The organism is Leptospira meyeri (assembly GCF_004368965.1).
Taxonomy (GTDB): domain Bacteria; phylum Spirochaetota; class Leptospiria; order Leptospirales; family Leptospiraceae; genus Leptospira_A; species Leptospira_A meyeri.
In genome coordinates, this window is record NZ_SORO01000001.1 from 2601229 (window position 1) to 2616005 (window position 14777).

A 14777-nucleotide genomic window follows, 5' to 3' on the forward strand; every position below is an offset into this window, starting at 1 on the left:
AGTTATTCTCCAAGAAGTGCGAGTGTCGGTTTGTGACGAATGACTCCGTTTTCAGCAATCATACATGCATTGATGATTTCATCTTCTAAGTTGATGTTGAATTGTTTTTCTTTATTCACAAAAAGTTTTAAGAAGTTCACAATGTTCTTCGCATACATTTTACTTGCATCCATTGGTTGGGTACTTTGAAGATTAGAATTTCCAATGACCGTAATACCTTTGTAAACAATGGTTTTGTCGTTTTCAGTCACCTCACAGTTACCACCGTTGATTGCAGCGAGATCCACAATCACAGAACCTTGTCTCATTTTATCGACCATCTCTTTTGTGATGAGCAGCGGAGCTTTTCTTCCTGGAATGAGAGCTGTTGTGATAATAATATCTGCTTTTTCAGCATACTTTGCAATTGCTTCTTTTTGGCGACGTTGGTAATCCTCTGATTGTTCTACCGCATAACCACCAGTATTTGATGCATCTGCTGCACCCTCTACTTCTACAAATTTTGCCCCAAGTGACATACATTGTTCTTTCACTTCTGGTCTTGTATCAAACACATCTACCACTGCTCCTAGTCGGCGAGAAGTTGCAATGGCTTGGAGACCTGCAACACCTGCTCCAAGAATCAGCACTCTTGCTGGAGTGATGGTTCCTGCAGCCGTAGTTAACATTGGGAAAAAACGGCTATAGTTAGAAGCTGCAAGTAAAACTGCTTTGTATCCTGAAACAGTTGCTTGGCTACTGAGAACATCCATAGACTGCGCACGAGTGATTCGTGGGATTGTGTCCATAGAGAAAATTTTGAAAGAAGCGTTTGCGATTTCTTTAACTTTTTTCGGGAAAGCAAGTGGAGAGAGTGTTGCAATATAGATTTTATCTTTGCCAATCTTTTTTGCACTGGCCTCATCCAATGTATGGATAGAAACAACAATGTCTGATCCAGATAGGATTGCATCTCTTGATTCAACTGTCGCTCCAACATCTTTATAATCTTGGTCGGAGAAAAACGCATTGTCTCCTGCAGTTGTTTCAATTGAAACGCTGAAACCTAATTTTTTAAGTGGGTCAACTACATCCGGAGTGATTGCCACTCTGTTTTCATAAGATGGTTCTTTGATTACGCCTATTTTCATTTTATACTCTTTTGCTAAAATATTCGATGGTTTTTTTTACGCCTTCCGCGAGCGGGACGGTTGTTGAATAATTCAATTTTTCTTTCGCTAAACTTAAGTTTGGTTTTCTTCTGGTCGGATCATCTTGTGGGAGTGGAAGATAAATGATTTTTGATTTACTTCCTGTCTCTTTGATGACTAGCTCTGCTAGTTCCTTTACAGTGAATTCACCTTCGTTTCCTAAGTTAACTGGTCCAATGAAATTTTCCGTGTTCATCATTCTTATGATTCCGCGAACTAAATCATCTACGTAACAAAACGAACGAGTTTGGCTTCCATCACCGTAAATGGTGATATTTTCGCCACGTAACGCTTGTACAATGAAATTGCTTACAACACGACCATCATCAGGGATCATTCTTGGGCCATAGGTATTAAAAATCCGGATCACCCGAATGTCTACTCCATGTTGGCGGTGGTAATCGAAGCATAAAGTTTCGGCCACACGTTTTCCTTCATCATAACAACTTCGGATTCCAATGGTATTTACATTTCCCCAATAGGATTCTGTTTGAGGGTGTTCGAGTGGATTTCCATATACTTCGGACGTACTAGCCTGTAAAATCCTAGCTTTCACTCGTTTGGCTAGACCAAGCATATTCATCATTCCTAAAACATTTGTTTTGATGGTTTTGATGGGATTACTTTGGTAATGCACGGGAGAAGCAGGACAAGCCATATTGTAGATCTCGTCTACTTCCAACTTGATGGGGTCCGTGATATCATGGCGGATCAGCTCAAAATTCGGATTAGCCAAAAGGTGTGTTAGATTTTCCTTTCGTCCGGTATGGAAATTGTCCAACACGATGATTTGGTTTCCCTCATTCAGAAGCGTTTCTGCAAGGTGGGAACCGATGAATCCGGCTCCACCTGTGATAAGGATTCTTTTTGCCATTGAGATTCTATATTTATGAAGTCTGTGTCCTCGGCAAATGAAAATTTGCGTGAAGGCCTAGGGACTGTTGTCTTTGGGAGGGATGTCTTGGAACATATTGGGGGGCAAAACGATTCCACTTTCGGGATCAACACCTCGTTTTTCCAACCAGAGCTTTGCTTCTGGGGAAAGTTCTCCTGGGAACCTCTCAAATCTTTCTTCCATCGGTGGAAAATCATGTAATTCTTCATGGCTGAGAGAACTTCTGAGGGACATAAATATAATCCCGATACTAAGGAGTGACCAAAGGGTGGCAATCATATATCCGAGCACTACAACAACCGTTGGCACTTCCTGATTTTGTAGATCTTCTGGACCAAGACCGGCCATCCAGAAGGCAAGGATCCCTGCATCTGTTTCTGTCAGTCTTTCTGCAAAGTCAGAGAGATCATACAATGAATAGAGGGAGATACTGGTGCCTAAAAAAACTAAGGAAAGGATCGAAATTGTTTCACCTAACATCCCGGTGACAAGAATTCCCACTCCCCAAAAGATTCCGGTTAGGTAAGCGAGTTCCCCTAATTTTGAATATAATACGCTTACAGAAATCAAAAACAAACCCAACAAAATCATTGTTTGGCGAGCATGACGTCCTTGAAAACCTAAGCGTAGCAAAAAGGCACCGACTAGTGAGGAACCAATATATCCGGCAGAAACAACGAGGATAAAAGAACCGCGAAAGGAAGCAGGCACTGCAATCGTCTCTCCACCTTCATTACCGTGGAGGGCGATTCCTTTGACAACGCCACCACTAAATAAAGCTGCCGTGGCATGACAAATTTCATGAATGAGTACGACAAATTCTTTGAGGTAAGATGTGAATTGGTGATCCCAAAACGCGACTAAACTCAAAATCAAAGAGAGAAAAATGACAAACTTAACCGGTTTTTCTGCCATCATCGATTTAAATATCGGCTAGTTGGGTGTAAAAGAGAGACCAATAAATGTAATATCATCCGATTGTTCGCGGTTCCCGCGAAAATTTGTCATCTTGGCGTCCAATAATGTTGGAATTTCTTTTACAGTTTTTTGTGCATTAAAGTGTAAAAATTCAATGAGAGTTTCTTCACCAAAAATTTCATCTCGTTCACTAAAGGCTTCGGTGATCCCATCCGAATAAAGGAAAAGTTTTGTTCCCGGAAGTAATTTTAATTCTTGGGCATGGTAATCAGTTTCTAAAATTCCTAAAACTCTTTGCGTTTTGGAGTGTAATTTGATTTGTCCATCGGCCCGCATTTCGATGAGAGATAAATGGCCAGCGTTTACATACTTAAAAATATTTTCCTTAGAATCAAAAATTCCACCGAGGAGAGTCATAAATTCATTTCCTTTGTATCGCGCACGGAAAAACGAATTGATTTCTCGAAACAATCCTTCTAGGGAAGTTCCATTTCTGAGTTGTTCCCTTACAATTCCTTTGATGGCACTAACTAAAAAACCAGTTCCAAGTCCGTGTCCAGCTACGTCACCTAACAAAACGATCATTTTTGTTTGAGATACTGGAATGATGTCTAAATAATCTCCTGAAATTCCCACGGCTGGTTTGGAAATATAACCATAATCAATCCCTTTGACTTCGCTCGGTAAAATGAGCCTAAGTGTATTGTCAACGATGGATGCAGTTTGAATGTCCCTTACAATTTTTCGCTTTTGAATTTCATCTTCTAATAAACTGTAGTTTTCGAGTAACATTCCAGAAATTTTAACAACTTCATTGATAAATTTTAATTCTCCGATAGAAAAATATTTTTTATCTAACTTTTCTCCAATCAGAATCATTGCTTGGATATTCTTTTTGTTAGAGGAAGAATCGTAAGCAGGGAATGCTAATTGGACATTGAGCCCTTTTAAAAAATTATATAAGGTTTCACGTAATCCAATCCCATATTCGAGATGTGAAGTAACAGTCACTCGATCTGTACTTTTGAAATAATTCCATATTTCCGATTGAGGAGAGATTCGTACAAAATTTATATTCTTCAAATCGGTACTTGCAAATTGATCTCCTGGAATCAAGATGATGATATTAGAAACATTTACAGTTTCTTTTACCGTTCGATTGATGGTGAGAATTGTTTTTCTCATGGAAAGTGGAGAAGATAAAAGTGCGGTGATTTTATTTATCCCTTCACTAAGTTTTGGATTTTGTTCAAAAAACCAATAATCAAATAATTCTTTCACTTTGAGTTTCAGTGGAATCAAATAGGCAGTAACTAAAAAAAGGTAAATGAGATTAAATACCCAACGATCTTTTAGATATCGAATCGGAAGAATATAATCCAAAATAAATATAGAGCCGATATACGTTCCTAAAATGATAGAAACAAGGATTAAAGTGACAATGCTGGGAGTAAAAATAACCAAAGAAGGGACAAACGTATAGCGATATGTCCCGTAAAAAAAAGAAAGAATAAATAAAAGATATGTTAAGATAAAAAGAGTTCTATGTACAAAAAACCAAGGGTATCCATCAAAAAAGAGAATACTAATTGGAAGAGCTACATAAAGAAAAATAGAAAAAACCAAAACAATTCTTTTGATCAGCGCTTCTTCTTGTGGTTTTGATTTAATAATATCGTACACATTAGCAAAAATATTGATTGAACCGAATAAAACGGTGATAGCATGTGCAACTAAAACTACTCTTTCGATAAGCAACATATCGTATTTTTCTTGTGATGCGATCATTGCCATAATAAAAGAGATTAGCACTTGAGGTAAAAGCCATTTTGAATTAATTTCTTTTCCACGAAGTCTATAAATCAAATGGTACTGCAAAAAACTTCCTAAGTATAAAGTTAACACAAATAGGAAAATCGAATTATTAAAGGTTAATACAAAGACATTGGAAAGAATGATGAGTCCAAAATTAAAGAAAAAACCAAAGATCAAAGCATCTCTTGTGGAATAATAAAAATAAACTGCGATGGCTAAACTAAAAAAGGCTAAAAATAGATCAGAAAAAAATACTCCAAGAACGTCTGTTTTGCGAATCGTGGTTAGTTTGAAATTCTCTTCATAAATTTCTCCGTTGTGGTCTTTGATATGCAATGGAAAAGAGTTAATATTTGAAAAATCGGTAATCGATTCAAATTTTTCTAAATCATCCTGTACCACAGAGTTTCCCCAGTGGGCACGGTTCCCATCCCCAATATTTACGATTAGGCCAGATGGATAATGGTAAAAAGGCAATCGTTTTGAATTGTTTTGAAACCCAATAAATGAAAAAAGGAGAATCAAAAAAAACAAAAGAGAAGACAGTATGGTAATGGCAAGTTCTCTCATTTGATTTCTGGCTCTTCAAAACTAAATTTCAGTACAGGTTCACCTCGTTGTTGGATGACGATAGGTCCTTTATCCATATTGATCATATTTTTCCAACCCATACTCGCTACAACTTCTTCGGAATTTCTTGTAATGCGGAATTGTTTCCCTTCTTGAACTATATAAAGTTCAGAATATCCAATCTTACCAATAATCATTTCGTAGTTTTCTTTCCAGTCTAACTTTTGAAAGGTGGATTGAATTAAAGATTTTATATCAGAAAATCCTTTTAAGATACGAAGTCTTGATTGGGAATAAACTACACCTAAGATATAAGAAAGTATGATGCCTATATGTTGGTAAGATTTCCCTGCGTTTAGAATGACAAAAAACCAACTTCCGTCTTCTACTTGGAAAAACTCGATTAAGTTTCTATTTGTTCTTTTAAAAGCTGTAATTTTCCAACCGAGTAGTTGGGGAATTGTTCCCGTTTCCAAAAGGTTCTGTACACGTACAGCATAAGCTGCTTCCTTTTGGTATTTTTTGTTTTCCGAAATATGATAAGAAAGGATATGGTTGTGAATGGTTAAAGCAGATTGTCCAGCGAGAAGTGACAAACTATGGGCTGCATCCGTATTTGGGATGTTAGAAACCGCAATAAATCCAAATAATTTTTCGCGGAAAATAAATGGATAAATGTAGTTTGCATGAAGTTCCATAAAGTCATTGTTTATGTTTTCATGCGAATAGGTTTCTGCTACAGAAGCTCCATTTCGTTTGCTTAGTAAAAAAGATTGAAAACTTGTTTTGACTGTGATGTCTTTTGTCGGACTTAATTTTTTTTGGCGTCCTCGGAAGTAAGAGTGAAAAGCAAAAGTTCCATTTTGTGTGAGAACTGCCATCGTTCCAGAATGACTTCCTGTGATTTTTACCATATCGGGAAAAACGTTTTTGATGAGGGCATCAAAGTTGAATCGTTTGATGGCCTGCCTATATGATTCTGCATCTTCTGTCAGATACTCTGATAAAAAACGAGTCCGAATGTAACGTGTGAGCCTTTCGATGATGGGCAAATATAAAATCAGGGCAAAGGCACTTGTTAATAAAAGCGCAAGTTCCAAATGATAGGACATCTGTTCTGGAATTTGTGATAAAATTAGGAAATAAGAAACATAAACTAAAAAAATAAATAAAGTACGGGTAAAGATATTGGTTACAGATAGTTTTAATTGATAACTCGAAGGTAAAAAATATTTTAAAGCACTTTTGAATTTATTGGAGTTCATGTTGTGTAGTATGCGTTTTCCTGGATATATCCTTCTGTAAAATCACAACTCCAAAAAGTTTTTTGGAAAGATCCTGTATTTAATACAACGGAAATATGAATTTCTTCATTTGATTTTAGATATTCGGCTAACTTTGTTTTGGTGTCATTGTCTGCACCCTTAACTGCGATTCCTCCTAATTGAATTTCTAAAGAATCGTAAGGAATTGGTTCATCAAAAACTTTTCCAATTGCCATTATGAACCTTCCCCAATTGGGATCTCCGCCGTAAATGGCTGTTTTCACAAGCGGAGAATTGAGAATGGATTTTCCAATTTTTGTCACTTGAGAATCGTCTCTACCATGGGAAACAGTGAGTTCAATGAGTTTGGAGGCTCCTTCTCCATCGCGGGCAATCATTTTGGAAAGGTCGGTGGCAATTTCTTTTAAATGAGATTCGAAAACATCATCAGGAATGGATCCAAGAAGTCCTGAACACATAAGTACTACTGTATCACTCGTGGAAGTATCAGAATCAATTGTGACACAATTATAAGTAACATCTACCACTCTTTTTAAGATTGTTTGAAGATCTCCAGATTCGGGAAGGTAATCACAAAGAATATAAGACAACATGGTCGCCATGTTTGGCTCAATCATTCCTGCCCCTTTGGCAATTCCAAACATAACTCCTTCACCTGCTTGGTTTGTGATCGTACGATAAGAGATTTTTTTACGAGTGTCAGTTGTCATGATTGCTTCTGCCACTTCATCTAAATTTCCTGGTTTCAGATATGCCTTTGCCGTAGAACAGGCGTTAAGAATTTTTTCAATTGGGAGTGGAACCCCGATCACACCTGTGGACGAAGGGAGGATGTCTTTTGCAGGTATTCCTAAAGCTTTACCAAGTTCTGTACAAATTTGGTAAGAATTTTGGATTCCCTGTTCTCCGGTTGCGACATTGGAGTTTTTTGAGTTGATGACGATGGCTTGTAAATACCCATCTTTGATATGGTCACGGCCCACATAAATGGGTGCTCCAGGAAAATTATTCCTTGTGAAAACGGCTGCCGCCTTACATCGATTTTCTGAATAAATAACTGCAAAATCTAAACTTGTGTCTTTGATCCCTATGTTTTTGCCGAAGGAATAAAATCCCAATGGAAACTTCATAAATAACCTACCGGATACCAATATTTTATCCGGTGATTTCTCTTACGAGAATCTATTTTTTGGGGAATTCAAAGGTGAAAATGGAGCCACCTTGGGGGTTGGGAGATACGGAAACTTCGCCCGAATGGAGCCTTGCAATATGTTTGACTATGGACAGTCCAAGTCCTGTCCCACCTTCTTTTCTGGAGCGGTTGGTATCCACACGGAAAAAACGCTCAAAGATTCGTTCTGCATCTTCTGCGGAAATGCCGATTCCCTGGTCCACCACTTGGATTTGGTTTTTATCAACTGTAGAGGATGTCCTGACAATGACACTGGAACCTTCTGGGCTATAAGCAGAAGCATTGGAAATTAGATTCACCAATAAGTCTTCGAGAAGGAGCCTGTCCGCTTTCACACGAAAATCAGGGGGGATGTTTAAAACTAAATTCTGTTTTTTCTGAGAGTAGATCACTCCTAAGGATTCGGATACATTTTTTACCAAATCATACAGAGAAAACTCAGTTAGGTTCAAAACTGTTTTATGATTTTCCAACCTGGAAACAGTTAACATATCTTCCACAATCCGAATGAGTCGATCTGTATTTCGGAGAATGGCATCTAAAAATTTTCTTTCATTTGAATCCTGTGGAAGTTTTAATTTATATTCCAGAGTTTCTGCATAACCTTTAATCGATGTTATGGGAGTTTTTAATTCATGGGAAGCATTTTGAAAAAACTGTTCTCGGATGAGTTGGTTTTGTCTATCTTCCGTGATGTCTGAAAGCACACCAATATAAAGTTGAATCATGGAATCAGATTTGATTGGATAAATGCGCGCCGTGTAAAAATGCAAACCATCCTGGAACTCGGTTTTTCCTTCTACACCATGATGAATTTTATCTTTAATGAAACTAAGAAGTTCCTTATTTTTAATGGAAGGAACGTAATCTTTAAATTGAGAATTTTTCTGAATTAAAGTATCAGAAATATTACGATTTAAAAATAAAAATTTTTCATTTCGATCAATTGCGAACACACCTTCCTTTAAATTTTGTAATAAATAATTAAACTTTTCTTTTTCAACTGTCAGATCCAAAAATTGGACTTTGAGTCGTTTTGCCATTTCATTGATGGAAGAAGTCAGTGTTGCGAGTTCTCTGATGTCAGGTGAAGATAGTTCAACACCAAAATCTCCAGCATTGATTTCTTTGGTTTTTTTCTCTACCGTTGCTAGCGGATCTGTAATTCGCATCGCAATGTTCGTGGAAATATAAAACGTACCGAAAATAGAAATTAAAACAAAACCAAAGAGAATCAGTGGTCGTACTGCGGGTACAACTAGATCGTAAATATAAAATACACCCAGGGCCAGGGTCAGTAAAACAAGTAAAAGACCCCAGTTGAGTAAAAGTAATGTAGAAAAAAAACTACGCATCTCGGAATCGGTAACCGACCCCGCGAATGGTTTCTAGTCTTTCTTTTTCGGAAAGTAATTTGTCACGGAGGCGTTTGATGTTTACATCAACAGTTCTATCAGTAACAAAAACATCTTTTCCCCAAATTCGATCCAGTAGTTTGTCCCGAGAAAAAGCAACACCAGGATTTCCAGCAAACAGTTGTAATAGTTTGAATTCGATTAAAGTAAGATCTATCTCAGTACCTTCTACAAACACTTTGTGTGCGGTTGGATTGATTTGGATTTTTCCAGTGGAAATAGTTCCTTGGACTTCTTGGTTTGGGTCAGTAGTTCTTCGTGTAACGGTTCTTACTCGAGCAACAAGTTCCCGGATGTTAAATGGTTTACGAATGTAATCGTCAGCACCCAATTCAAGACCAAGAACTACATCTGTTTCCCCTGTTTTTGCTGTTACCATTAAAATAGGAATATGAGGGTACTTTTCTTTGATGCGTTTGCAAAGATCCATCCCACCGATTCCCGGTAACATCAAATCTAAGATGATTCCATCCGGGAGGTTTTTTTCTAAACGTGGGAGGACTTCCATCCCATTGTGACAAACTTCGGTCTGGAATCCTTCTTCCTCTAAATGGAATTGGATGAGCCCTGCAATGTCTTCTTCGTCATCTACAATTAGTATTTTCATGAATTAATCCAAAAGTAACAGGGATTCATTACAAAAAGAATACAAAATGATTACAAAGAAACGATATCTAGCTATTTGCCGAGCATCTGGTTGATGTCTCTGATGGCCTGGCGTTGTCTGAGTAACAAAAACCCGAGGAACCCAAAAAATAAAAAGAAGGCAAGCCCATAGACCCAAAGGAGGGAACGAAGACGAGCCTGTTCTTTTTCGATGGCTTGGATTTCTTCCAAGTGAGAGATAAGAAAATAAAAATGGTCAGCCTTAGGATAGGACTTTTTGATTTCTGTTCGGAGGTCCGATACAAGGACTTTGGAATCTTCTTTCGAAAGGGATTCGATGAGAGGGAGTGCCTTATCTAAATCCATTTTCAAAAATTCTTCCGCAGAAGGCAAAACCTCGGCAGAAAGGGACATGGCAAAACAGAAAATTGGGAGAACAAATAGACCTTTCACGAATATTCTAGACCTCTTCAAATCCAAGTTTCTCTTTCCATTCATTCAGAAAAGGAATTCTTGTGTTGAGGAGTAAAAAGCCAAGAACAAGAGAGTAAAAGCAGAAAAACAAACTGGAACTAATCAAAATGGGTAAAAGCAAACCAGAGTCTTCCTGGTGAAAAACAGAAAGAAACATGGTACCAATTGGAATCATAAATAACAAGAAGGAAAGTCCTACAGAAGAAAATAAAAACTTGAGAGGTAATATTTGCCCTAACACTCGCAATCGGATCGCAGGTGGCGCTTCCGAATGTTTTAAGAGTGGGTCAGGGTGCCGAAATACTTTGACCGTGTTTTTCGATTGTGTGTTAACCTTTGTTTTCATGTGACCACCATTTCCTTAAAAGGTCCTTTCCCCTTGAGATATGGCTTTTGATCGTACCAAGTTTTATATTGAGATCAGAAGCAATTTCTTTGAGAGGTTTGTTTTCAAAGTAATGTAATAGAATCGGCATTTGATATGATTTTGGCAATTTGGAAATTAGCGATCGAAGTGTATGACTTGTTTCTTCTTTATCTAAGATGTCAACAACCGATGTTCCCTTTTTATCAGCAACGAAAGTGATGTCTTCTTGCCAGTCTGCAAGAGGTAGTTTTTTCTTTTTATAAACTTTTGTTAGGCGAAATCTAGCGATTTGAAATAACCATGTGGAAAATTGTGATTCACCGCGGAATTTACTAAGTGACTCATAAGTTTGTAAAAAAACTTCTTGGGTAAAATCTTCGGCTTCTTCGTCGGTGAAGAAGGCTTTTTTAGCTTGGGAATACACCATTCCTTGGTAGCGCTTCATAAGCACTTCGAATTGAGACACATCTCCTCTTAGAACCGATTGGATTGAATTCCAATCTTCCTCGTTGCAGATTCTTTGTACTGACTCTATCGGTACATTTTGTAGAAGGTCAAGAGACCGAGTCCAATTGCGAATGGGATTAACCCTCCTAACATCGCCATAGAACGACCTAAGACGAGTATAAATACAAACGATAAGGCAAATCCGGTGAATGTCAACAAAAGACCAAGGAAAAAGGAATACAATCTGATGTCAAAACTCCAAGGTTTGTACTGACCAGATTGGATGAGTGCCATCTTTTGTTTATGCCACCACTGAAACAAAAAAAACAAAAGTGTGGTCCCAAAGATGATTCCTACATTGGGTACTAAATACAAAACCAACCGGTAAGGATCAGATCCTCCCGTTCTCTGGATTTCTGTTAATAAACTTACAATTGTTTCATATTGATCTGGTGTCATACACAGCTTTTCCAATTAAATTCGATGCGTAAGTACTGAGTAAAGACATCCCTTCTGGTTTGTCACATTGGAAAATCTGTAACCCAATATTTGTTGTATCAGACTCTCCCTTTTTTAGACTTCTAAGGCTTCCAAAAAAAGTATACGGTGAAGAATTGATGACCATCTGAAACGACACGGGTGAGCCTAATGTTCTGTTTTCGAGGTTGGTTCCTGTCGGTAAGGTCAAACCGATTCCGCGGCCGTCTTGGCTAATATCTCTAACGGGTGTTGTGCGAATAATGGTTTCCCAATCTTTTGCATATGCGAATTCCAATTGAAAAACAAATTCTTCTGCTTTTTGGTCTAAAAAACTAAGCAAAGGACCGATGCCCTCTGGGCCTTCCAGATTTGATTGGAGTGCGGCATTTCCCAAGTCTGGTAGGTTGCTGATGATTTCAAAATATCCCAATAGTACTTTTCCATTAGAAAAAAACGGAAAAATCAAAGTGGATTTGATATTGTTTAATAAAAGAGAATCCAAATAGGATCGTATATAAATTTCACTGAGTTTTTTAGGGCTAAAAAAACCTCTTTCCGTATAAAAGATTCTTCTATTCGCATCACGTACGTAATATGGTGCTTTTGAATTGGCAAGAGCTTCCATCAGTTGGGTGTCCGCTGCATAATAAAAACCAATTTGAATTTTTTTAATAAAGTAACCATTGTTTGTTAGGATTTGTTCCAAATGAATTTGCCATTGATTCAATGTTTGGTTAATGATCGAAGTTTTTCCATATATAGAAATCACTGTTCCCAAATCAGCAGTTTGTGCCATTTTCAATTCATAGGCTGAAATGTCTTCGATGGCCGCTCGTTTGGCAGATCGTTCTAGAGGTTCAATGAGGATTTCATAGACTTGGACCAAATCATCTTGGTAGGGATTGACTGGTTTGACCCGGAGTTCGACTCGATTTTCTTTGAGAACACATACTAACGACTTTGGTTTCACAAGGATTGGTTCCGTGGTAGATATAGTTATATGAACCGATTTTAGAATATCATTGACAGCCATTGGATTTTGAAGAGTGAACTTTTGTTTGGTATCCTTGTCTTGGAGAACCGTTGTCGTTAGTTTGGAAACGATTCCCAAAACTGTCCTTTGGTCAGTCAGTCTGTATTTTTTCATGGTCTAAACTGTATGATACGTAAAATCCTAATTTTTGCCATAGTTTTTCCATCTTTTTTACCTTTATGGGCGGAAAAACCAAAATACCAATACTACGGGAAAGCATACGATCTGGGTACTGGGAAGTATATTTACTCAGACAATCATAAAGAATATTATAATAATGGAAAGCACTTCTATTCAGACATCCAATATAAAGATGCTGAAGGAAAAGTTTTTGGCACCAAACACATTGAATTTGATAAAAATTCAGAAGTTCCTACGTTTAAAACAGAAGACTTTCGCGATGGTTATATTGAAGGAGCAGATGTAAAAGGAAAGTCTGTTCGTTTATTTTCCAAACGAAAAAAGGAAGATCCGCTTTCCGAAAGAACCTATACACCCAAGTCCCCTGCCGTGATGGATGGCGGTTTTGATTATTTTGTCAGAAACAATTGGGAACCCCTATCAAAAGGGGAAAGGATGTCCTTTCATTTCCTTGCACCCATCCAGTTGGATGATTATAAATTTGCCGTTGAAAAAATTCGAGATGGGGAGTGGAAAGGTAGACCTGCTCTCTACCTTCGTTTGGAAATTGATAATTTTATTTTGAAACAGGTTGTGAAACCATTTCTTTTGGTTTATGATGTTCAAACTAGAAGGATTTTACAATTTGAAGGACTTTCCAATATCAATGATGAAAACGGGAAAAGTTTGAAAGTAAAAATCGTTTATGATTATCCCAAGGAAGTACTTACGCCTTGACACAAAGGAGTTTTGACCAATTCTTTAAAAACCCCAGGACATGGAAAGAAGACCTTGTCGCCGTAGGTGGAGATTTTTCGGTAGAACGTTTGTTATACGCCTATCAACATGGAATATTTCCATGGTCTGAAGATCCAGTTCGTTGGTATTGTTTAGACCCTCGTGCCATTTTTGATTTAAAACGAGTTCATTTTTCTAAAACCGTTCAGAGAAAGGTAAAACAAAAAAAGTTTCGTATCAGTTTTAACGAAGCCTTTTCGATTGTAATGCAAGGATGTTCTTACAGAGAAAAAGATAATACCTGGATCACTCCAGGATTTATTGAAGGTTATGCGGAATTACATAGGTTAGGTTGGGCTCATTCGGTAGAAGTTTGGAATGCAGAAAATGTATTGGTCGGTGGGGTTTATGGAGTTGCGATCGGAAAGTTTTTTGCCGGTGAAAGTATGTTTTCTTTTGAGTCCGATGCAGGAAAGGTGGGACTCTTTCATTTGTTCGAAAAATTAAACCAGTCCCAATTTGAACTTTTTGACACCCAACAACTCAATCACGTGACTTGGCAATTGGGTGCCTATGAAATCCCCAAACTATCATATTTAGATCGTTTGGAGCGTGCATTAGGTGACGCTCATCCTTGGATCATTCCAACTTCACCCGGTTAAATTCATCCAATTCAACTTTCCAAAGTTTTTGAATTTCTCCAGTTACACTTTCCCATTCTTTTTCACCTAACTTGGGCGCACGATAGGGATCAAAATTTGGATGGTTTTCCCAAAAAAGATCCAAATCGGCCTTGGAAATGGTTGTTCTAAAAATTTCCGCTTCTTGGATTTCGGCATCAGGATTGTTTTCTCCCTGAATAAAAAATGGTTTGGAAAGACTTAAAGAGAGTCTATGGAACTGATGGAGGGCCAGGGCATAACCAATGCGAAGGAGAACCAAACTATGGTATTCTGTATTTGTCTTTCGGTAATCAGATGTATCATTGAAAGTGAGTGCTGAATTACTTCCATAGACGATTTGTACTTCATGTTTCTGGTCTTTGCCTGTTTCTGTCTCGAATCGTTTGAATTCTTGTCCTAAAATTTTTGGTAAAACTAAATTTGAAAAAACAGAAAGGCTCTCATGGTTCCCATCCCGAAGAGAAGTGATCTCCTGTTTGGAAATATCTTTCGGTTGGCAACCAATAAACAAAACAACAGTTACAAGCAAGTTGAGAACAAGTTTCATC

At 37.7% G+C, this 14777-nt stretch carries 16 protein-coding genes; 2 read left to right on the forward strand and 14 right to left on the reverse strand.

Annotated elements, in window-relative coordinates; genetic code table 11:
• Positions 1-2: 2 nt before the first annotated feature.
• The 13 genes from CLV96_RS12275 to CLV96_RS12335 form a co-directional block, all read right to left on the reverse strand.
• Complete coding sequence (locus CLV96_RS12275) at positions 3-1130, reverse strand: Re/Si-specific NAD(P)(+) transhydrogenase subunit alpha (RefSeq protein ID WP_004787650.1); 1128 nt, start codon at positions 1128-1130, stop codon at positions 3-5.
• A gap of 1 nt (position 1131) precedes the next feature.
• Entirely contained in the window at positions 1132-2064 is a 933-nt protein-coding gene (locus CLV96_RS12280; RefSeq protein WP_004786772.1) for a UDP-glucuronic acid decarboxylase family protein, read from the reverse strand.
• Positions 2065-2121: 57 nt separating this feature from the next.
• On the reverse strand, positions 2122-3000 hold the full coding sequence (locus tag CLV96_RS12285) for a M50 family metallopeptidase (protein WP_040917168.1): 879 nt from the start codon (positions 2998-3000) through the stop codon (positions 2122-2124).
• Between the two features lie 18 nt (positions 3001-3018).
• A complete protein-coding gene (locus tag CLV96_RS12290; RefSeq protein ID WP_004784698.1) occupies positions 3019-5388 on the reverse strand; it encodes a PP2C family protein-serine/threonine phosphatase in 2370 nt (789 codons plus the stop codon).
• Entirely contained in the window at positions 5385-6653 is a 1269-nt protein-coding gene (locus tag CLV96_RS12295) for a hypothetical protein (protein ID WP_004785758.1), read from the reverse strand. The genes CLV96_RS12290 and CLV96_RS12295 overlap by 4 nt, the downstream gene beginning before the upstream one ends.
• Positions 6650-7804, reverse strand: coding sequence for a bifunctional glutamate N-acetyltransferase/amino-acid acetyltransferase ArgJ (argJ, locus tag CLV96_RS12300; RefSeq protein ID WP_004785508.1), 1155 nt, complete (start codon positions 7802-7804; stop codon positions 6650-6652). Before argJ ends, CLV96_RS12295 begins: the two co-directional genes overlap by 4 nt.
• Positions 7805-7856: 52 nt before the next feature.
• Entirely contained in the window at positions 7857-9221 is a 1365-nt protein-coding gene (locus CLV96_RS12305; RefSeq protein ID WP_004784377.1) for a HAMP domain-containing sensor histidine kinase, read from the reverse strand.
• Positions 9214-9888 (reverse strand): response regulator, encoded by a 675-nt coding sequence (locus CLV96_RS12310; protein ID WP_004787594.1) that lies wholly within the window; start codon positions 9886-9888, stop codon positions 9214-9216. The genes CLV96_RS12305 and CLV96_RS12310 overlap by 8 nt, the downstream gene beginning before the upstream one ends.
• 71 nt (positions 9889-9959) lie before the next feature.
• Entirely contained in the window at positions 9960-10340 is a 381-nt protein-coding gene (locus tag CLV96_RS12315) for a hypothetical protein (RefSeq protein WP_004786570.1), read from the reverse strand.
• A gap of 7 nt (positions 10341-10347) precedes the next feature.
• Positions 10348-10707: a hypothetical protein gene (locus CLV96_RS12320; RefSeq protein ID WP_004785969.1), complete on the reverse strand. Its 360-nt coding sequence runs from the start codon at positions 10705-10707 to the stop codon at positions 10348-10350.
• Entirely contained in the window at positions 10691-11179 is a 489-nt protein-coding gene (locus tag CLV96_RS12325) for an RNA polymerase sigma factor (RefSeq protein WP_420813698.1), read from the reverse strand. Before CLV96_RS12325 ends, CLV96_RS12320 begins: the two co-directional genes overlap by 17 nt.
• Before the next feature lie 80 nt (positions 11180-11259).
• The gene (locus CLV96_RS12330) at positions 11260-11634 is read right to left on the reverse strand and encodes a hypothetical protein (RefSeq protein WP_004787726.1); all 375 of its coding nucleotides are present in this window, start codon (positions 11632-11634) and stop codon (positions 11260-11262) included.
• Positions 11615-12802: a hypothetical protein gene (locus CLV96_RS12335; protein ID WP_004785192.1), complete on the reverse strand. Its 1188-nt coding sequence runs from the start codon at positions 12800-12802 to the stop codon at positions 11615-11617. The genes CLV96_RS12330 and CLV96_RS12335 overlap by 20 nt, the downstream gene beginning before the upstream one ends.
• A gap of 12 nt (positions 12803-12814) precedes the next feature.
• On the opposite strand from CLV96_RS12335, the gene CLV96_RS12340 reads away from it, so the two are divergent.
• Together CLV96_RS12340 and aat are read left to right on the forward strand one after the other, a co-directional pair.
• Positions 12815-13546, forward strand: coding sequence for a hypothetical protein (locus CLV96_RS12340; protein WP_004785409.1), 732 nt, complete (start codon positions 12815-12817; stop codon positions 13544-13546).
• Positions 13543-14208, forward strand: coding sequence for a leucyl/phenylalanyl-tRNA--protein transferase (gene aat, locus CLV96_RS12345; RefSeq protein WP_004785821.1), 666 nt, complete (start codon positions 13543-13545; stop codon positions 14206-14208). The genes CLV96_RS12340 and aat overlap by 4 nt, the downstream gene beginning before the upstream one ends.
• Here aat and CLV96_RS12350 read toward each other — a convergent pair.
• On the reverse strand, positions 14186-14776 hold the full coding sequence (locus CLV96_RS12350; protein ID WP_004786926.1) for a hypothetical protein: 591 nt from the start codon (positions 14774-14776) through the stop codon (positions 14186-14188). The genes aat and CLV96_RS12350 overlap by 23 nt on opposite strands.
• Position 14777 lies beyond the last annotated feature (1 nt).

Excerpts from the sequence above, each read along its gene's own strand:
- CLV96_RS12305 (WP_004784377.1), bottom strand. The coding sequence starts at position 9,221 with ATGCGTAGTTTTTTTTCTACATTACTTTTACTCAACTGGGGTCTTTTA.
- CLV96_RS12290 (WP_004784698.1), bottom strand. The coding sequence starts at position 5,388 with ATGAGAGAACTTGCCATTACCATACTGTCTTCTCTTTTGTTTTTTTTG.
- CLV96_RS12280 (WP_004786772.1), bottom strand. The coding sequence starts at position 2,064 with ATGGCAAAAAGAATCCTTATCACAGGTGGAGCCGGATTCATCGGTTCC.
- CLV96_RS12350 (WP_004786926.1), bottom strand. The coding sequence starts at position 14,776 with ATGAAACTTGTTCTCAACTTGCTTGTAACTGTTGTTTTGTTTATTGGT.
- CLV96_RS12310 (WP_004787594.1), bottom strand. The coding sequence starts at position 9,888 with ATGAAAATACTAATTGTAGATGACGAAGAAGACATTGCAGGGCTCATC.
- CLV96_RS12320 (WP_004785969.1), bottom strand. The coding sequence starts at position 10,707 with ATGAAAACAAAGGTTAACACACAATCGAAAAACACGGTCAAAGTATTT.
- CLV96_RS12330 (WP_004787726.1), bottom strand. The coding sequence starts at position 11,634 with ATGACACCAGATCAATATGAAACAATTGTAAGTTTATTAACAGAAATC.
- CLV96_RS12340 (WP_004785409.1), top strand. The coding sequence starts at position 12,815 with ATGATACGTAAAATCCTAATTTTTGCCATAGTTTTTCCATCTTTTTTA.
- CLV96_RS12335 (WP_004785192.1), bottom strand. The coding sequence starts at position 12,802 with ATGAAAAAATACAGACTGACTGACCAAAGGACAGTTTTGGGAATCGTT.
- argJ (WP_004785508.1), bottom strand. The coding sequence starts at position 7,804 with ATGAAGTTTCCATTGGGATTTTATTCCTTCGGCAAAAACATAGGGATC.
- CLV96_RS12295 (WP_004785758.1), bottom strand. The coding sequence starts at position 6,653 with ATGAACTCCAATAAATTCAAAAGTGCTTTAAAATATTTTTTACCTTCG.
- CLV96_RS12285 (WP_040917168.1), bottom strand. The coding sequence starts at position 3,000 with ATGGCAGAAAAACCGGTTAAGTTTGTCATTTTTCTCTCTTTGATTTTG.
- CLV96_RS12275 (WP_004787650.1), bottom strand. The coding sequence starts at position 1,130 with ATGAAAATAGGCGTAATCAAAGAACCATCTTATGAAAACAGAGTGGCA.